7 protein-coding genes are annotated in these 21,431 nt (G+C 57.1%); all 7 read left to right on the top strand.

Annotation, left to right across the window (positions count from 1 at the left end; all coding sequences use genetic code 11):
* Positions 1-804: 804 nt before the first annotated feature.
* The 7 genes from AR456_RS11665 to AR456_RS11635 all read left to right on the top strand — a co-directional run bounded on the left by AR456_RS11665 (position 805) and on the right by AR456_RS11635 (position 21,418).
* Complete coding sequence (locus tag AR456_RS11665) at positions 805-14,985, top strand: carbohydrate-binding protein (protein ID WP_021817203.1); 14,181 nt, start codon at positions 805-807, stop codon at positions 14,983-14,985.
* A 389-nt stretch (positions 14,986-15,374) separates the two neighbouring features.
* Complete coding sequence (locus tag AR456_RS11660; RefSeq protein WP_021817204.1) at positions 15,375-15,563, top strand: hypothetical protein; 189 nt, start codon at positions 15,375-15,377, stop codon at positions 15,561-15,563.
* Between the two features lie 313 nt (positions 15,564-15,876).
* Complete coding sequence (locus AR456_RS11655; RefSeq protein ID WP_021817205.1) at positions 15,877-16,911, top strand: histone deacetylase family protein; 1,035 nt, start codon at positions 15,877-15,879, stop codon at positions 16,909-16,911.
* Positions 16,912-17,207: 296 nt separating this feature from the next.
* On the top strand, positions 17,208-17,990 hold the full coding sequence (locus AR456_RS11650) for an AraC family transcriptional regulator (protein ID WP_021817206.1): 783 nt from the start codon (positions 17,208-17,210) through the stop codon (positions 17,988-17,990).
* 416 nt (positions 17,991-18,406) lie between these two features.
* Positions 18,407-19,513: a TRAP transporter substrate-binding protein gene (locus AR456_RS11645; protein ID WP_021817207.1), complete on the top strand. Its 1,107-nt coding sequence runs from the start codon at positions 18,407-18,409 to the stop codon at positions 19,511-19,513.
* 70 nt (positions 19,514-19,583) lie between these two features.
* On the top strand, positions 19,584-20,144 hold the full coding sequence (locus AR456_RS11640) for a TRAP transporter small permease (RefSeq protein WP_021817208.1): 561 nt from the start codon (positions 19,584-19,586) through the stop codon (positions 20,142-20,144).
* Positions 20,141-21,418, top strand: a complete 1,278-nt coding sequence (locus AR456_RS11635; protein WP_021817209.1) for a TRAP transporter large permease — start codon at positions 20,141-20,143, stop codon at positions 21,416-21,418. Before AR456_RS11640 ends, AR456_RS11635 begins: the two co-directional genes overlap by 4 nt.
* Positions 21,419-21,431: the final 13 nt, after the last annotated feature.

The following is a 21,431-nucleotide window of genomic DNA, read 5'->3' as shown; positions in this document are numbered from 1 at the left end:
GACTGTGTTCTTTCAAGAATGTTTTTTTGAAAAGCCATATGTTTGTGGAAATTTGGTTTTCCTGTTGTTGGGTTTCTAATATTTTAGTTGGCTTGCATGATGGTTTGTTGAAGAGTGTTGGTGTTGTTTTTTTGTTGTTAGGTGATATTAGAAAATTAGTAAATCCGATGTGGCTGCTTGATCCTATTGTTGATCTGGTATGTTTTTTATAGTAATGCTTGCGGCTTATTATTTTAATAAATATATGAAAATTAAAGAAAAAATATCTAGATTGTATGATTTTTCTAATTGGTTGTGAATGCTTTGAGAAAGGTAAGAAATGACTTGATGAATTGTTTCTGGTGGCTAGACTCATGAAAAGTTTCAAGCGAAAAATATGGCTGTCTCAGACATTGGGACGCTGTCTTTTTCGGAAATTCATCTTTCATGCTGGTTTGGATGGGGTTTGCATTGTTCAGTATGGATAGGGTGGTTTTGGTTTTAAAAGGGATCAGAAAGACACTGTTTGGCCGACCTTCCAGAATAACAGGATGGAACTTCGGTCGAGTGGTTGACGTTGGGAATGCGCCGTCTGGGGAGGCGTAGTGTTGGTATACAACATCAATAAGCCGGGGATTGGTCATGTATTCGATTGGGTTTGTGGCAAAATCACAGAATAAAAATCTGCACAAGATTCTCGAGACCAGAGATCGTTTTGAACAGGGGATGTTTGACAAGTACGACCTCTGCGTTGTGCCTCACCCAGGAGTAGGGGAACAGGACATCAGGTCCCTCTGGATGACGTGGCACGATGCATCAGGAAGCATGTCGAGTTTCGAGGTGTCTCGCCGCCCTTTCATTTTCGAGGACCTGCCACAACCACCCAAAGGCAGTCTCAGGGTGACGATTGAGGCACTTGACGAGCACGGGCGGACGCTCGAAGACTTGATCAGCACAATGGCATTCGAGGTGGAGCCCAGCTCTACGAAAACAGAGCAGGAACAGGCCTCGGAGCAGTTTCTGTCTACCGCTGCGCTGTTTGATGCCGATGTTAGCGCTAACATCGGCATCAAGCATTGGTGGGCATCCATCGAAAAGGGAGCAGCAGGGCCTCCGACGTTGCCGACTGAAGCTGTTCCAACGGGGATTGCGGCGCGGGGAGCTAAAGGCGATACGCCACCAGCCAACGCACAGGCGTTGTTGAACGCTGATGCGTCGTCTGCATTAGGTAGTGATGATGCTCTACAGGTGACCTTGGCTGACTTCGTGCCGATTCGTATTCAGGCCGAAGACAGCGCTGACGCTGATGGTGCCTACGCGACGCTGAACGGTCCAGGTATTGCTGTTGTCGACGACCCGTCCGAGCCCAATACCCTCAACGCCGAGGGTGGAGCCTATGTCGACTATGTCGAAGATTCCGGGGAGTCGCTGACGTTTACCTTCAGTGTCGCGGACGCTGGAGAGTACGATCTTGCGTTGGGCTATGCCCTGAGTCAGAACGGTGACGGTAGTGACCGCAACCGTCCGCTGCGGCTCGATGTCAACAATGAGCTGGTCGATCGCATGTTCGACCTGCGCAGTACGACCTTGAATGCAGATCCTGCCGATTTCAGTGAGTTTGGTGAGCAAGTCATTCGCGTTTCACTTCAGGCAGGAGTGAATACCGTCACCTTTACCTCGAATGGTGCCAGTGGCCCCAATATCGACTATCTGGAGGTGCGTGCTCCGGATCCGAATGTGCATGTCATTCAGGCCGAGGATATGACGTTATCGCCGCTTCAGGACGTTGAAGATAGCGGCACCAACCGCGTGGTGACGCCTGACTCCATAGCAGATTTCACCGACGGTACTGAGACCTTCCGCGTCGGTGCTGAGGGGCAAGGTTACCTTGATTGGGCATTGAATAATGCGGATGCCTGGTCTGAATTCAGCATTGATGTCGCAGTGGCTGGTACTTATACCGTTACCTCGACATATGCGTCGTCCAGTGCTCGACCCTTGCCCCTGTCGCTGGTGGATGGTGATGGGCAACTGACCCCATTGGGTAGCTTCAATTTCGCGGCCACCGCTCCGGCGCTCTACTACCCGAATGATGTCGATGGCGAAGTGCCTGCGGGGAATCTACCCACAGACGGCCAACCATCAGCCTGGGAAGGGTGGGGCACGGAATCCATTCAGGTTCATCTTGAGGCTGGTACCAATACCTTGCGCCTGGGCGGAGCCACTAACGGGCCCAACATCGATAAGGTCGAGGTCGCATTGCTGGCCGCGGACCCGGTCGATCCGACGGCCCCAGTCATCGATCCGGTCGTTATCCAGGCTGAAGATGCACAACCGGGTGTCGACAATGATCTCGACACAATGGTACGTGATGCCTCCAATCCCGAGGCGGGTGCTAGCTTTCAGGGCCTGCGTCCGGATTATTCCGGTGACGGCTATGTCGACTTCGGCAGTGTGCCGGGAGACTCGATCAGCTTTACCGTCAACGTGGACGAGGCTGGCAGCTATGACCTGAACTTTCGTTACGCGAGCAATGGCGCGCGTCCGATGGAGATGCATGTCAATGCGGGTCCTGCGGTCACGCTCGGCTTTGCCGGAACTGATCTTGATGATGACCCACTGACCGAAGGCTTCGATCAATGGGGGTATCACACCCTGAGCTCGGAGTTGCAGGCCGGTGACAATATCATCAGCCTGGTGATTCCCGCATCAGCCAACAGTGGTCCCAATATTGATCGTCTTGAAGTCACCACTCTGGGCAGCGGTCCGGTTGGCGATGTAGTCGCTGATGTTGGCGATGACCTCCTGTTCACAGCAGCAAGTACGCTGGTCAATGCAGATACAGCGGCTGCGGCCGATTTCAACGTGACAGGGCTGGATGACGATGTGGTCTATATCGGAGTCAGCTTTGACGGAGGTGTCACGGTTACTGAGGTTGTGCCGGATGCCGATGGTAACTTCAGTGTCGACCTCGGCGCCCAGCCAGATGGCGATCTGAACGCGACCTTCATTGTCCTTGATGTCTTCGGCAATCGGGCAGAGCAGGGTATGGCATTGAGCCTTGACACCACGGCGGACGAGAATGGTGACCTGTCGATTGCCGGTCCTGCTGACTCTGTAGCGGCTGCGGACGCCGATGCCGTGACCTTCAACCTCTCCGGGCTGGATGGCGATATCGTCAGTGCGGAGGCCAGCTTTGATGGTGGGACGACTCGCAGTGCCGTGGGTGTGGATGGCACCAGCTTGTTGCTGGACCTGTCCACTCAGGCTCCCGGGAATGTCAGTGTGACGTTGTATGTCACGGATAGCGCGGGCAATGAGGCGAGTACCTCAACCAGTGTGGTGCTCGAGGCCGATGCTACTGACCCGCAGCCGGACACGGTGGACGTGGTCTTCAACAGTGCTGCCATTACCAGTTGGAACGCCATTCAGGATCAGCCTGTCACGGGCAACGATGTCGCCATCGAGGATGATGGTGCAACTCTGGCGCTACTCGATAACACCTGGAAGCGGTTCGGTCTGGATGAAGACTTTCTGATCACCGAGAACACGGTGTTGACGCTGGATCTGACGGCGTCTTCCTCCCCGTTGTCGGAGATCATCGCGATCGGCTTCGATGCAGATGACAACCCCTTCAATGGCGGCAATTCGGTCTATCAACTTGGTGGCTCACAAAGCCAGGCGGGTTTCGTCGATTTACGTGGCCAGGGCATCGACAATGGCGATGGCAGCATGCGCTTCAGCATCGATCTATCCGCCCATGCCGGCCAGACGATTGGCTCGCTGGTGCTGGTCAATGACGACGACATTGGCGAGAAAGGCTCCGCACGCTTCAGCAATGTGCAACTGAGCAGCGACACCGGCACGGATACCAACAGCGCCCCGCGTGTGGTTGGCAATGGCATTGCCGACATGGTGGTGGCGGAGCGTTCAGCGCTGGAAGTTGATCTGCCCTTTGTCGACGATGACGGCGATGACCTGACGTTCAGTGTCAATGTGACTGACGCTTCCGACAATATCGTGAACGTGGATGGCCTGAGCTTCGACGGACTGGTGCTCACCGGCAGTCTTGGTGATCTGGCGCCGGGAGCCTATACCGTGACAGTCACTGCCGATGACGGCCAGGCAGCCACGGCGACGGACTTTGCTCTGACCGTCGAGAACGTCAATGATGCACCGGTGGTCGAGCCCGTTGCCCTGGAGCCGTACTTTGGCCAGGTGGGTGAGAACTTCGTTCAGATTGAGCTGGCCCAGTTTGCACCATTGTTCTCTGATCCGGATGGTGATGCTCTGACACTGAGCGCAGAGAACCTGCCCGCAGGACTCGAGGTAGTCGATGGGTTCATTCAGGGGACTCCTGTGGAGGCTGGCAGTTTCGATATTACGGTTCGTGCTACAGATCCAGGCGGCTTGTCTGCAACTCAGACACTGAATTTCGAGATCGAAGAGCAGGCCGCGCCGCCGTCGATAACCATTGAGGCCGAGGACTTCACAGATCTGAGTGCGGCCAATATCGTTGCCTCCGGTAACGTGTCGGCTTCCAATGAACAGCTGATTCGCATGATCAGCACCGACCCGGCCAGCGTTTCTACCGAGCTTGATGCTGCGGGTGTCACGCCGGGTTGGTATACGGTGCGGTTGTACGTCTATGACGAAACCGATGGTGAAGGCAGTTTGACGCTGAGCATTGGCGATACGGTGCTGGAGGCGCGTAATGCTTCCAGCGGCGAACTGTCATCTCAAGTGGTCCTCAACGATGATTTCGGCACGTTTGTCGGCAGTGGGGCACGTGGCTCGGCTGGCCAGAGTGGCAATCGCAAGGAAATCGTATTCGAAACACCGGTTCAGATTACCGCTGGGATGCTGGCGACACTGGCGTTGCAGGCCGAAGGCGGCGAGCTGATGCGAATCGACTCACTGATACTCGACCCCACCACCGCACCGGACAATACCGCGCCGACCCTGGCTGGCCTCGACTCCGAACTGAGTGTTGACGAGAACAGCACGGCAGTCGCCAGTCTGGTGCTGGACGATGCTGATGGCGACGACCTCAGTGTCAGTCTGGAAGGTGTGGATGCTGCTCTGTTCAGCTATGACGCCGCTACCGGCACCTTGAGCTTTGTTGTGGCACCGGATGCGGAACTACCGGTCGATGACGATGAAGATGGGGTCTACGAGCTCACCGTTGTGGTCAGTGATGGCACCACCAGCGTTTCCCAGCAGACCCTGGTCAGCGTTGCCGATATCAACGAAAGCCTCTCTATTGCTCCCGTCGCGTTGAGCATTGATGAGAACCTCACTGAGGTAGGGACCATTCCGGTTGTCGATGAGGACGGTGAAACGGTTGTTCTGAACGCGCCGGTCTATGCCATCACCGGAGGTGTCGATGCACCGCTGTTCAGTATCGATAGCGACACCGGCGTACTGAGCTTCATCTCTCCACGTGACTACGAACTGGCCGTTGATGCTGATGAGGACGGAGTCTACGAAGTCGAGGTCAGCGTTACCGATGGTGATCTCAGTGCCACCGAGACGATTGCCGTCACGGTGACGGATGTCAATGAGGATGGCTTTACGCCGATCTCCCTGCAGGCGGAGGACGGTACGATCATCCTGCAGGATGACGGCAGCAACGCTACCGTCACTACGGTGCGCGATGCCGATAATCCGGAAACTGGCACGGGATTCAGTGGCTTGCGTCCCGACTATTCCGGTACTGGCTATGTCGACTTTGGTGACACTGCGGGCGACACCCTGAGCTTCGACGTTGATGTATCCGAAGCGGGGACCTATGACCTCAATATTCGCTATGCCAGCAATACTGGACGACCGTTGGATCTATCGGTCAACGATGGCAGCACTCAGGTTCTGCTGTTTGCCAGTACCGACCCGGATGGTGCTGGAGTGGAGGAAGGTTTCGACCACTGGGTATTCGAGACAGTGACCGTTACCCTCGAAGCAGGGAGTAACACTGTCTCATTGGCTATTCCACAGGGTGCCACCACTGGCCCCAACATTGATCGCATCGAGATCACCGCGGCGGGAAGTGGCCCGATCCCGGTTGATGACAGTGCCGATGTCGATGGCAATCTGGCACTGAATGCTGCCGACGATACCCTGAACAGTGATCAACTGGAGACAGTGGTATTCAATGTCAGTGGTGCTGACGATGACATTGTCAGTTACGCCGTCTCGTTGGATGGTGGAACAACTCGCACCCCTGTAACACCAGATGCCAACGGCGATGTGACGCTCGATCTCAGCGGCCTGAGTGGCAGCGTCGAGGTCATGCTGTTTGTCACCGATATCGCGGGTAACGAGGCCAGTGCGACCGAGAGCGTGACCATCGACGACGGCGTTGATGTCGATCCGTTTACGTTGCAGGCCGAAGACGCATTGGTCAATGACACTGGTGATCCCTCCAATGGTGACTTCACTCGAGTGATAGATCCCGATAATCCCGATGCCTTTGGCAACTATCGTCCGGGAGCTGTCGGCGATGCTTATGTTGATTTCGGCACCGATGCGGGAGATGAACTGGTCTTCAATGTCGATGCTCCAGTCGCAGGCACTTACACCGCGACGATTCGCTACGCCAACGGCGGTGATGCAGCCCGGCCGCTGGAACTCAGCATCAATGGTGCCTCCCCCTCAGTCCTCGGCTTTACCAATGCCATAGATGATGGTGTCAATGATCCCTGGGATGAGTGGCTGACGCTTGAGGTCGAGATTGATCTCGAAGCGGGGGCCAATACCTTCTCGCTGAGTATTCCCGATGCCGCCAATGGTGGCGTGGCCAACGGTCCCAATATCGATCAGGTGACCTTTGCTCCAGTGGATAACGGAAACACGGACCCGCAGCCTTTTGACTTTGTCATCGAGGGTGAAGCCCTGACAATTGATGACACGGACAATATTGGTGACACCCTGGACACCCAGGTGCGAGACCCCTCCAACCCCGAGACCAATACCGCCACCGGCGCGGATGGGCTGTGGGATGGATTCACCGGCACTGGCTATCTGGATATGGGCGGTGATGCCGGGGACGCAGGCTCTTTCGAGGTTAGCGTCGACGAAGCAGGCACCTACAGCCTGACGGTGCGTTATGCCAACGGCGATGGTGCTGGCGCTGCCAGGCCGATGAATGTACTGGTGGATGGGGCCGATCAGGGAAGCTTCGGATTCGGCTCCACTGGCGCCGGCAATCCCGGTTGGGAGAACTGGCAGGAGGAGACCATCGAGGTTGAGCTTGAGGCTGGCAGCAACACCATTCGTCTCGAGAATGCCGGTACGGCTGGCCCCAATATCGACAATATCCGTGTTTTCCGCGAAGGCGACCAGCCGCCACGCGAGGTCGAGCCAGGCGATCGCTTCTCGGTCAAGATCAACTTCCAACCGGAAGGAGTGGCGGTGCCTGACGGATATATCGCGGATACCGGCAAGGCCTTCGGAGAGCAATCGGTCAACGTGGATGGCCAGACATACCAATACGGTTGGGTGACTGAAGCCTCCATCGCCGATGGTACCGACAATGGCACGATTCCGCTGGATATCAGCTCACTGACCAGTGTCGCGGTGAATGATCGAACCGATGACATCGCCGGACTGGATCCGCGTCAGGGCACCTATGCGCACTTTGATCAGCCGTCAGCCGATTACGTACGCGCGGGGTGGGAAATCGAACTCGAGGATGGTTACTACGAAGTGACCATTTCGATCGGTGATACCTCCGGCCCATACGATAGCCACAACGTTATCAATGCCGAGGGAGAGCTGTTCAATGATCCCTTCACGCCATTCCGTCCTGGTGACTTCCCCGCAGATGCCAATCCTGCGGATGATACCGACGGCGTGCGTTCGGATCTGGTGACACGCATCGTGCAAGTCACCGATGGGCGTTTGACCCTGGATTCCATCGGTGTCGACAATGAGAACACCGAAATCCAGTACATCGAGATCCAGTCGCTGCCTGACCTGACGCCGAATGATGATCGCGAGGCACCGGAAGACTACGCGCTGTTCAACGATGCCCGAGCGATTGCTGGAGTCGGACAGAATGAAGTAGAGGTCGATCTCGATCCGGCGGATGGTGGTATTCCTACGGGTGTCGATCCGACATCTGACATCTTCGTGGGGATCTCGGTGGTGGATGGCCGGGGTGGTGCGTTGCTGGAAAGTCTTGCCGACGGCTCGATCCGCCTGTTCGAGACAGTGTCGGGAGAAGAAGTGACCTTCAATGCCAACACCACCGGTGGCTTTGATTCCCTGACGATCTCACCCAGCCAGACCTTGAAGCCCTTCACCAGCTATACGCTGGTGATCGAAGGCTTCCAGGATCGTGGGCCCAACGATGATCCGGATGCACCGACGCGTGAGTTCCAGAAGTACACCAATACCTTCGTCACTGGTGAGGAACCCGAGATCGTGCCACGCGACGTGGCCTTTGACGACGTCGTCGAACTGAACGGGGCCGCCGATAACGCCTTTGGTTTCACGTCACTGGAAATCAGCGCCGATGGCCAGCATATGTACGTGGCTACCATCGGTGGCCAATTGCTGCGCTATGACGTTGATCCGATAGACGGGTCGCTTGGCAACCGCGTTGAGTTGAGCCTGCCCAGTGACTACTTCTTCCAGCCTGGGGCCGACAGCAACAATGACCGTCGCGGTATCATCGGCCTGACCACTGATCCTACCGATCCCAATGTGTTGTGGATCACCGATAACTATCCGATTCCACTGTCCGGCCGGGACAATGGCGTTCCGGACTTCAGTGGCCGAGTGACAAAGATCACCCTCGATGACGGCCCCGGTTTCTCGGGTGTCGCGGAGCCCTACATCACCGGTTTGCCGCGATCCAACGGCGACCACGTGACCAATAGTCTCGAGTTCCGCGAGAACCCTGACTATGACCCGCTCACCAACCCGGATGCGCCCACGCATCTGCTGTACCTGATCCAGGGCTCCAATTCGGCCATGGGTGAGCCGGACAGTGCCTGGGGTAACCGCCCCGAGCGGCTGCTCAATGCCGCCGTGCTGGAGATCGATCCCACGCGTGATGCACCTCCCGGTGGTTTTGATGTGACCACTGAACCATTGCCGGACGATGGCCTCAACCGTCGTTTTGCCGACGACGACAATAACGTCAAGGACGATCCGATCCCGATGGGGAATGGCGAGTTCCTGGTGTTCGATGATCAGGGAGTGGCCACAGTTCAGGATGCTGATGGCAATATTCTCGAGGAATATTACGACCCCTATGCCGACGGTGCGGTGTTGACGATCTTTGCCACCGGTGCGCGCAATGCCTACGACCTGGTATGGCACTCCAATGGCTTCCTGTACGTGCCGACCAATGGCTCGGCAGCCGGTGGTAATGTACCGGACAACCCGGATACGCCGGAGGATGAGCGTTTCACCAATGTCGAGAAGCAGGACGACTATCTGTTCCGCATCTCGGAAGATGGCTACTACGGCCACCCCAATCCGTTGCGTGATCAGTACATCCTCAATGGCGGTAACCCGACCGCGGGCAATGATCCCGGTCAGGTCACCAGCTACCCGGTGGGCACCAATCCGGAAGGTACCTACGATCTAGCGGGTGTCTATTCGCTGGGTGAGAACCGCTCGCCGAATGGCGCAGTGGAATACACCAGTGGAATCTTCGGCGGCAACCTGCAGGGCAACGTGTTGTTTACCGAGTACTCCGGTGGTGACGATATCCGCTCGATCACGCTCGATGCCAATGGCAACGTGATCGGTGATGATGTGCTGCGTGACGTCGACGGTAATGTCATCAGCTATATCGACCCGCTGGATATCATCGAGAACCCGGCGACCGGTCAGCTGTATCTGCTGACGCTCAATCGCGGTAACGGCCAGAGTCAGATCATTCGCCTTGACCCGGTGCCCGGCGGGACGGTGGACCCCGACCCGGATACTGATGACCTGGTGTCAATTCTGGCGATTCAGGCCGAGGACAAGACGCCGGACGATGGTAGTGCAGTCACCATTGCCACTGGCACAGACGCGGAAATCCAGATCCGTGATATCGACAACCCCGAGACCAATCAGGATCTACCCAACGGTCTGCGCCCAGGCGCTTACGGGGTCGATGGCAATACCAATGGCGGCGATGGTGTGCCGGGTGGCTATGCGGACTTTGGAGCAACCAATGCTGACTTCCTGACCTTCACCTTCGACCTTGAGGCAAGCCAATCCGGAGATTCGGTTCTGCGGATACGCTATGCCAATGGCGGTGATGCGAATCGTCCGCTGGAAGTGTTCGTCAACAATGTCAGTGTCGGAGTGGTGAGCTTCTCGCCCAGCTCGCTGGCCACGGCTGATGAACGCTGGGCTGACTGGCTGACGGTGGATATTCCGGCGGCATTGGTCAGTGGGCAGAATACAGTACGCCTACAGGCGACCGACAATACCGGTCCCAATATCGATCAACTTGAGATCCTGCAGGATCCGGCCACGGCATCCGGTTTCGACGAGTATGAAGCCGAGAGTGCTCAGCTCGATGGCCCCGCGGTGGTGCTGGCCAGTGATGATGATCGCAATGCCTCTGGCGATGGCTTCGTCGATTTCGATGGCAGCGGCGATCAGACCATCAGTTGGACGATTGAGGTCGATGAGGCTGGCAGTTACGAGATCGGCTTCCGCTATGCATTGGCATCGACCAAGGCGGATCGTCCGCTGGGTCTAACGATCAATGGCGTCGATATCGGCCAGGTCAATTTCGTTGGTCAGAGCAACGCCGCCGAGAGCGATTGGTTCTATCAGGACGTACTGGTCAACCTACAGGCTGGCAGCAATACCATTACGGTAACGGCTCCGGATGGTGTTGGGCCCAATATTGACCTGTTACGTGTGCCCGCGAGTGCCGCCGATGACTTCGTACCGGTCTATGCCGATGTCACCGATGGCTCACGCATCGAGTTGGAAAGTGGCGACAGTGCGCGCTCGATCAACGAACTGACCGCGGACTTCTATTTCAGCGTTGATGGGAATGGGCTCTATCGTCTTGATCTTGCGGCCAATGCTGGCGCTGACGCCGGTGGTAGCCTGGCGCTGACGCTCAATGGTCAGCCGGTGGATACGCTGGCCTATCCCGGGGAAGGAGACGCTGGAGAGGAAGGAGTGTGGGTCGAGCTGTTGGCAGGTCAGCAGTATAACCTGCGTGTAGTGTCGGCAGCGGATGGTGCCGATGACATCGACTATCTGGATATCACTCCGATAGCCGGAAACGACAACGCCGACATCGATGTACAGAGCGGTGATCCGGCCTACTTCTCCAATCGTCTGCACTTCAGCTACCTGGAGGACAACGGCGTCTCCAATCCGGATCGTGACTTCAAGGAAAGCGCCACCGTCACCATCAGCAATAGTGGCAGCGAGACACTGGAGTTCCTCGATGCGACCATCGACGGACCTTTCGTGCTGGCGGACCCAGATGTCTTCGATGGCTTGAGCCTCGCCGCCGGGGCATCGATCGAGATCACGGTGCTGTTCGACCGCGATGCCTATACGGCACCGACGACTGATGCCGGAGATGGGGTGTTCGAGGGCAGTATTCGCCTGACCACCAACGACGCTGACTCGCCTATCGCTGAAGTCCATATGGCTGGCTTCTGGCAAGCGCGTGACGAAGGAGGTTGGGAGCCCAACGTCAATGAAATATGGGAGGTGTTCGGCTTCGGCAATCGTATTGATGGTCTGCCGACCGTGGACGGTGGCGGTAATTCCGTGCTCAATGATTTCGACCTCTATCGGCCGGTCAATGACGACGAAGTATTGTCACGCTACTGGACGTTGGCCGATGGAGTGGGAGAGGCGAAGATCACGCAGTTGGCGGCGTTTCATGGCGGCGGAGGGGCGACCCTGGGGATTCACAATCCCGGCAACAAGGGCCAGGACGTCATCTTCAGCAACCACGCGGGCGATAACAATCAGTCCATCCTTCCACTGCTGAGTAACGGTCAATTTGCCACGGCAAACTTCGATCTCTCGGACATTCCCTCAGGCTGGAATGGCAACGGTGTATTTGGTTTCGAAGTGGCCGACCTGTCGACCGATCCGTCGCTCAATCCGACCGGTGGCGGTACACCCCCGGCGGATGCCGATGGAATCGAGCGCGGTTATACCGTGCGCATGTTCCGCGCCCTCGATGCCGACGGTAATGTGATACCCAATACCTATCTGGGCATCATGGATTACACCGGGATCAACTATGACTACAACGACAACGTCTTTCTGATCGAGGGCGTGTCGCCGGTCACCGGTGGTGATCTGACGGTCATCAACAATGATGGTGTGCCATCCGATGATCGGCTGGTGATGTCGCGGATCGAGAACCCTGCCAACGGCGATCAGCAGGTGCATGACGTGGCCACGCTGACGCTGCGTAATGATGGTTTCGAGGATCTTGCCATCAACAGTGTCGAGGTCAGCGACCCGGCATTGTTCGAATTGGTGTCCGCTTTCGACTCCGTCGTACTGGAGCCAGGGCAGTCGATCGACATCGAGGTACGTTTCATCGCGTCCGACAATGATGATGGCAGCCTCTATGAAGCGAACCTGATCATCAACTCCAGTGATCCTGATGAAGGAGAGAAGGTTGTCACTCTCGCCGGGATCGCCCAGGGGCAATCGGAGAACGGCCAGGAGCCGACGGTGCAGGAGATCGTCAACGCTTTTGGCTACTCGACCGATGTTGCTGAGGGGCAGATGAACCAGGGTGGGCTGGTGGAAGCCAATGGCGATGAAATTCTGGCGCCATACTTCCAGCGTGCCGATGGTAGTTCGCCGATCAAGATCACCCAGTTGGCGGCTTATCATACCCAAGGGGATATCGCGCGGTTGTTCATTCACGATGTCGACAGTCGCGATATCAACGAGATCATTGCCCACGATGAGGCGGACGGGCAGACGTTGCTGCCGCGTACGCTGAACAATGGCAGCCAGTTGGCCAGCATCAACCTCGACAGGGATGATCCGTTCGGCTTCTTCGCCGAGATATCCGGTCGTCAGGGCTACATTTCATGGTCCGACCCGGATGCCAACCTCTACGAAGACAGCATCGATGCCATCGGTAATCCAGGTACCAACCTCAACTGGGATGCCAACGATGGTCACTTGATCCGCGTCTATGTGGCCAAGGACGCTGCGGGTAACGTGATTCCCGATACCTACATCGTCATCCAGGACTATGCCGGCGTTAACTACGACTACAACGACAACATCTTCCTGGTGGAGAACGTCACCGCCTATGATCCCACCGGTGCTGAAGATGCCGATGGTAATGGACGTATCGACCTCTACGATGATGATGACGGTGATGGCGTGCCGAACTTCATCGATAACCCCACGCCGGACGAACAGACCGCCTTCAATGGCAGTGAAACGCCCTGGTCGGTGGGTAGTGATGGCTTGACCCTGGAAGCGAAGCTCTACGATAACGGTGGCCAGGGCGTGGCCTACAACGACACCACGACGGCTCATCAGGGTGAGGGCTATCGGGCTGACGAAGCCGTGGACATCACGTTCGGTACCCAGGCGCTGGGGTATATCGCCGATGGTGAGTGGGTCGAGTACACGCTGAATGTCGAGCAGGCCGGGACCTATACCCTGAACTTCCTGGCTGCGGCGACCACCGGCGGCAAGTCGATCACCGCGGCCTTCGAGAAGGGCGGTAGTTTCTATACCGGCAGCCAGACTGTGGGGGTGACCGATACCGATAGCTTCACCAGCTTCGACGAGGTCGGGCCACTGAGCTTCGAACTGGAAGAAGGCGAGCAGGTGTTGCGTCTGACCTTCAACGGCGGACAGCTTGATCTGGCCTCGTTCACGCTGGATCAGGTGGCAGTGGCAGATGAACAGCAGCCCTTCAACGCGACGCAGACACCCTGGCAGGTCGATGCCGATGGGTTGACTCTGGATGCGGTGAATTATGACACCGGCGGCCAGGACGTGGCCTACAACGACTCCAGTGAAACCCAACTTGGATCAGACTTCCGTGACGAAGGCGTGGACATCGTCGGCAACGGCAATGCCATCGGCTGGGTCGAGAATGGGGAATGGATCGAGTACACCATCAACGTCACTGAAGCCGGAAACTACGATCTGTCGTTCCTTTCCGCGCTGGGTGACTCTGGGGGTGCTATACGCTCGATCACCGCAAGTTTCAGCAAGGATGGTGACTCGCCCTATGTGACCGCATCGTCGGTGGCGGTTCCGCCAACTGGGTCGTGGAGCAACTTCCAGCCTACCGAGGAAACCCAGGTGCAACTGGAGCAGGGCGAACAGGTGCTGCGTCTGACCTTCAATGGCGGCTCACAGGATCTGGCATCGTTCAGCCTCTCGCGTGACGGTCAGCAGGCCTTCAACGCTGGTGGAACTCCCTGGCAGGTGGATGCCGATACCGGCCTGGAGCTGGATGCCGCGTTGTTCGATGAAGGTGAACAGGATGTGGCCTACAACGAGCTGTCCAGCGATCAATTGGGGTCGAGCTTCCGTGATACCCCGGTGGATATTGTTGGCCAGGGTGAAGCGATCGGCTGGATCGAGGATGGCGAGTGGGTGGAGTACACCATCAATGTCGAGCAGGCTGGTACGCATACGCTGAACTTTGTCACTTCCAACCCGAGCAATGGACGCAGTATTACCGCCTCGGTGGAGAAGGGCGGCTCAGTTTATGACGAGGCCAGCACCGCAACACCCAACTCCGGCGCCTGGGGCAGTTACAACGACAGCGCATCGGTAGACCTGGAGCTGGAAGCCGGCGTTCAGGTGTTGCGCCTGACCTTCAATGGTGGCTCACAGGATCTGGCATCGTTCCAGATTTCCCGGGACGCGGATGCACCGTCCTCTACTCAGTTCTTCAATACCTTGCTGGCGTTGAATGAGCTGGAGACGGCACCGCCGGTCATTGACGAACCGCCGGTCAGCGACGATGTCGGCCTGCAAGGAGTTCAGGATGATGATTCAGGTAGCTTGATCTAAAGAGCAGCGGAGCTTCGGCCGCGGGTTGGGTGCCCCCTTGTCTGTGGCCGTTGTCCCGTGCCGGCAGGACGCTGGCCCTGCGCGAACCGTTGTGGGTTTGGTTCGCGCAGTTTTTTTCGAGCTGCAAGCAGCTCGAGAGGTAAGTTTCAAGAGGTAAGGTTGAAGTAACCCTGACCCCTGGGCTGAAGTGACTCCCAATTGTTGCCTGGGTCCACTGGGGCAGTGCTGGGTGGCTCGCTGCTCAAGGCTCGACGTTTGCTTCTTGCTTCTTACTTCTTCTCTCTTTTCAGTCCTGTCTCCCTTTCCCGACACTAGCTGTCTCCATGTGTCGACATGGGGGATGCGGCAAAAATTGGTATTCTCTGCACATCTACCATGAGGAGAAGACCATGCGAATTCCATTGTCTCTGGGCCTGATTGCCCTGGCACTGCTGGCGGCGGGGTGTAGTTACCATCCGGCGCGTATTACCCCCGAGCCGTTGATCATTCTCGATGACGATCATCGTCATGATGACCGCTACTATCGCAGCAGCGGTGGTTTCTGCCCGCCAGGACAGGCGAAGAAGGGGCGTTGCTGATCCCGTACGACGGTTCAGTTTGCCCCAGAGTTGCGCTAACCGTTGCACCAGGTGTTGCGCTATCTGTCTGACATCCTGCCTGTCTTGACTCCATAAGAATACGCTGTGACTGCCAGCGCCAGATCATGACTCCGTGCCTGACTGGCGCAGGATTGATGATTCAATGCTGGTACTTCGGACCGGTTTTCCTGCAATATCAATAAGGATCCCTGTGTCGTCACAGCCGCTGACCCTCGAAATGGGGTGAGAGACGCCTGGTCCTCGCGAGTTGGGGACAACGCACAGGGACCGTTTTGACAGGAGACCAGAACTGATGAAACTTTTCTATCATCCCGACCAGGAGTGTCATGCACCGCCGTATTTCTTCCGGCGTGGTGCACTGGCCGAGTCCCCTGAAGGGCATGGGCGGACGGAGCTATTGAAGCAAGGGGTGGCAGAAGCCGGCTTGGAATTGACCGAGCCGACAGAGATTGATAGCCCAAGACTTCGCGAGCGGCTCAAGGAAATTCATACCGAGCGTTACCTGGACTTTCTCGAGACGATCTATCATCGCTGGCATGACTTGTCGGATGGTAGTGACATCGTCGCGCCCAGTGTTCATCCCACCACCACGGGCAAGCATTATCCACGCCATCCCGCCGGGCAGGCAGGGTGGCACCTGCATGATATGGCCTGCCCGATGACCGAAGGCAGTTTCAAGGGGATTCTGGCCAGCGCGGCTACCGTTCAAGCGGCGGCGGAAAGCATCGTCGATGGCGCTGGTTCCGCCTACGCCCTGTGCCGTCCGCCAGGTCACCATGCCGGCCCGGACCGTGCCGGTGGGTTCTGCTTCATCAATAATCCTGCGCTGGCGGCGGTGGTGCTGCGCGAGAAGTTTTCCCAGGTGGCGATTCTCGATATCGATTTACGTCATGGTAATGGCACCCAGGAGATATTCTACGATCGCGGCGATGTGTGGACCGGCTCGGTGCACGCCGATCCCAGTGACTTCTATCCGTTCTTCTGGGGAACCGCGGAGGAGCGCGGAATTGGCCCCGGAGATGGTGCCAACCTCAATATTCCGTTGCCACTGGGCAGTGATGGCGAGGCTTTCCAGTCGGGTGTCGACCAACTGATCGACGCCATGGCCAGTTTCAGCCCGGATGCGTTGATCGTTGCGCTGGGTCTCAATGCCCACAAGGACGATCCACTGGCGGGCATGGGATTGGAAACCCAGGATTTTGTCGCCATCGGTCGTCAGATCGGCGAACTGGGGATACCGACGCTGTTGGTTCAGGAAGGGGGATACCCGACAGCCACACTTGGCCACAACCTGGCGGCGTTCCTGCGGGGGTTCAACGACGCCTGAGTCGCGCTGAGTTCCGGTATCGCTGGCGTGTTCCTGTCCTGTTCAACGCTCGCGCCAGCCATATGTTCGACACCGGCCAGTCCAGACCAGACCAGCGCCGGTGTCGACATACCTTCACAGTGAGCAGGGTGTTCGAGTAGTGAGCAGGGTGTTCGAGTAGTGAGCAAGGCGTTCGAACAGTGAGCAAGGCGTTGAAACGCCGTGATTGTGGCTCGTGGGACGGCCTTGCCATCCCGGGTTGAACGCGGCATGGTTGGAGGGCGTGACAATACGCGAGTCTCGCAGCGAGCGATTCCATGTCTGTCATTGATCTTCAGGCGCGTACTCTGGCCCATGAGTATGTCGCCCATACTCACCGCTATCACCAACTGATTCTCGCGACCTGTGGCAGCACTGAGCTGGCCATAGAAGGTTGTGGTGACCAGATCACGGAAGCGCGTGGCTGCCTGATCCCCTGTGATCACCATCACGATTACCTTGGAGATGGTTGCAACCGGACCTTCGTTCTCGATGTGCCGGTCACTGGCAATAGCGGAGGCAGTGAGCTGGTCGATCGCCTGTTTGATCGTCCACGTTTCTTTACGGTGCCGGTTGGATTGCAGCTGATGACCGGTAGCCTGATGCAGCAGTTCGAGCAGTTCCCCACGCTCAGTAGCGAGATATCCGCCTTGTTGTTGCGTGCGCTCTACCTGCATCTTGAGGAAGACAAGCCGGCGTTACTGATGCCGCGTCACCAGCATGCGGTCAGCGGGCGCCTGGACCTGCGTCGCGTTGATGGCTGGATAGATCAGCATCTCGCTGATGACATTCGGGTAGCTGATCTTGCCCGGCTGTGCGCGCTGAGCCCGGGTCATTTCCATCATTGTTTTCGTCTCGCGACAGATATGACACCCCAGGCATATGTGCAACAGCGCAGACTTATGCATGCTCAGGCACTGATTGAGCATAGTGAGCTACCTCTTGGTCAGATCGGTAGCCAGGTGGGTTTTCGCGATCAAGGCAGCTTTTCCAGGGCCTACCGCCGTCAATTCGGGCTTGCGCCCTCGACCCAACGCATGATGCGCATCCGTAGCGCCTGAGCTCCACAACATCACATCCATAACGATTAAACGCCTCGTCGCTGCGATGAGGTGTGGCTCTTGCGTGTCTTCATTTCCTCGTCTGTTCTGTTGCCTGGTATGTCCTGTCGGTATGTCCCGGTGATAGCGGTGCTCGAAATGCCTGGTTTCAGGCAAGACCTGCGTAGTCTCGGGCAAGCGAAAATGACAAGGACAACCCAGGCTCAGAGATCATCATTACAAAGAGATCATCACGACCGATCAATCATCACGACCGATCAATCATTACGACCGATCAATCATTACGACAAGGGGATTACCCCCCCCCTACCAACATGACAGGTCGTGCAGGGTGCAGCCCGTGCACGTCAACACGATTCAAGACAACACGATCGATTCAAACCAGCACACCACAATAATGACAACAGGAGGCAGTCATGCCGATTTCTACGCAAGGTAAAGGCCACGCCATCGCCGGACGGAGCTGGCTGGCATTGGCGATGTTGCCGCTGGCCCTGGCAGGCGGTGCAGGGCAGGCTCAGGCACAGAGCCATGAAATGGCGATTGCCACGCTGATCCCGGAAAGCATGACCAACAACAGCATCTATCCGGCGTTGGTGCACTTCAAGGAACTGGTCGAGAGCCGTACCGATGGCGACGTCGTGGTGACGATCTTTCCCGGTGGTCAGATGGGCTCCGAGGTTGAGACCGGCTCACAAGTGCAGTCAGGCGGACGTGCGTTGCAGTCGACCGTTCTCACCTCCGGAGCCATGTCATCGTTCTATCCCGAATATCAGGCCGTTACCGCACCTTTTCTGTTCGATAACTGGCGTCAGGCGTGGGCCTTCTTCGATGGTGAATGGTTCGCCGACTTCATGCACGGCGCCATTGAGCAGGCTGATATGCGTTATCTCGGTACCTTCGATGATGGCGGTGGCTTCGTGGCCTTCACCAACAATGAGCGTTTGATCAAGACCGTTGAGGACCTGGAAGGGCTCAATATTCGCACCGAGGAGAATCCCGCACACGTCGCCACCATGGAAGCGCTGGGGGCTTCGGCCACACCCTTGCCATGGGGTGAGTTGATCACGGCGCTGGAGACCGGGCTGGCCGATGGTCAATTCAATGCGCCAGTCATCAACACCACCTTTGGCCTTGATGAAGTGACCGACTACACCACCTTGACCGGACACGTATACAACAGCGCCAGTTGGGTAGTCAGCGAAAGCTGGTTCCAGGAATTGTCCGAGGATTACCAGCGAGTGATCACCGATGCCGCGCGCGAAGCGGTGGCCATGAGCCATGGTGCATCGGCAATGCTGGCCACCGGCAGTTGGCAGGCTTCCTGCGAGAAGTTCAGCGAGTGCTACATCATGCCGATCGAGGAGCGTCAACGTATGTCCGAGGCCGCTCGTCCGGCCTGGAAAAGCTGGATCGTCGATGACTTCGGGCTCGATGCACAGTTGATCGATGACCTGCTGGCACAGGTGGATTCACTGCGTGAGTCACTGCCGCAGCAAGCCTATCAGCGTTACGGTCAGTGATGACCAGACCCGGGCGTCGGTGGTGGCGTCCGGGTATTTTTCCATGCCCATTGCGTGAGTCATTCTTCCCATGCCTCTAGTCCGTTTGCTTCAACGTCTGAGTGATGGCGTCAATCGTCTCGCGATCGTGTTCTGCATAGGCTGTGTGCTTGCCATGTTGGGAATTTCCTTCACTGGCTTTCTCTATACATTGTTCACCGGCGGTGCGCTGAGCTGGACGTACTCGCTGGCACGGTTGTTCCTGCCCTGGATTGGCCTGATTTCCTCAACCATCGCCTTGCACTCTGGAGAACATGTGGCGATGACGCTGATGGTCAAGTGCCTGCCGCGCCCGCTCGTGGTGGTGGCTGCAGTAGCAACATTGATGGTGATAGCCAGCCTCTCCGTGTTGATGATGGTGTATGGCTGGGATTTCTTCATCCATTCGCGACAGAGTTACATGGTGTCGGACACCATCCAGATTTCCTACAAGTGGACGACCTTCGCGGTGCCCCTCAGTGGTGCCATCATGCTGCTGCATCTGACGCAGGGCTTCCGTCTGCTGGAACACTTTACCGATGACAACGCCATCATCGATGAAGTGCTGTCCAGTGCGGAAAGTGGGGCCGTTGTCGAGGAGACTCGCTCATGACCGCTGCTATCCTGGCCTTCATTGTGGTGTTGGCGATAGGCGCCCCTGTCGCTGTGGTAATGGCTGTATCGGGGGTTGCCGGAGTATATGAACTAGGCGGTGAACGCCTGGTGGGAATTATCGCGGATCGCATGTTCTCTGGCGTGTCCGGTTACATGTTGATCGCCGTGCCATATTTCATCTTCACTGCCGAATTGATGAACCAGGGAGGTCTGACGCAAAAGTTGATCGCCTTCAACAATGCGTTGTTCGGTCGGGTGCGGGGGGCCTTGTCGCATGTCAATGTGACGGTGTCGCTGTTCTTTGCCGGACTGACCGGGGCGGCGATTACCGACACGGTAGCCATCGGCAAGATCATGATCCCCGAGATGAAGCGTCAGGGATATGATGCCGAATATGCCGCTGCGATTACCGCCTGTTCGTCGATCATCGGCCCGATCATCCCTCCCAGCGTGGTGATGGTGGTCTACGCCACCCTGTTGCGGGATGTGTCGGTGATCGACCTCTTTGCGGGCGGCATCATACCGGGTGTGCTGATGACGCTTGCCTTGCTGGCCACCAGTGGCTTCCTGGCATGGCGTCGCGGCTATCCAAAGCAGGCACCGACGCCGTTACGTGTCGCGCTGCTGGCCTTTTTCTCGGCATTGCCGGCGATGCTGGTACCGCTGATCATTCTCGGGGGCATCCTGTCCGGTATGACCACGATCACCGAAGCTTCCGGGTTCGCAGCGGTGTACGCGATCGTGATTGGCATGCTGTTCTATCGCAACCTCACCCTGGCCAAAGTGATGGATGCGTTGGTGACCACTGTGAAGTTCTCCGGCGTGGTGTTCTTCCTGCTCGCAACGTCTGCGGTGCTTGGCTGGTTTGTGACGCGCTCCGGCATTGCCAGGGACGCGGCATCCCTGATCACTGTCCTCAGTGACGTGGCCTTCGTGCAGATCCTGCTGGTGTGTCTGTTGTTGATCATTATCGGCACGGTGATGGACGTGCTGCCCGCACTGGTGGTGATTGGCCCGGTGGTAGTTCCGGCGATGGTCAGCCTCGGGTTTGATCCACTGCATTTCGCAATTGTCATGATCGTTACCCTCAACATCGCCAACGTAACGCCACCGGTGGGTATGACCTTGATGACGGCGGCGAGGATCGCACAGGTTCCCTATGAGAAGGCAATCGTTGCATCATTACCGTTCTACACGGCATTCATCGTGGTAGTGGTGCTGCTGGCCGGCGTTCCGAGCCTTTCGACATGGATTCCTTCGCTGTTGGATTAATCGACGATACTCG

Source organism: Halomonas huangheensis (assembly GCF_001431725.1).
In the GTDB taxonomy this organism is placed as follows: Bacteria; Pseudomonadota; Gammaproteobacteria; order Pseudomonadales; family Halomonadaceae; genus Halomonas; species Halomonas huangheensis.
The sequence above is the reverse complement of the archived record's forward strand: the minus strand, read 5'-3'. Positions and strand labels throughout refer to the sequence as shown.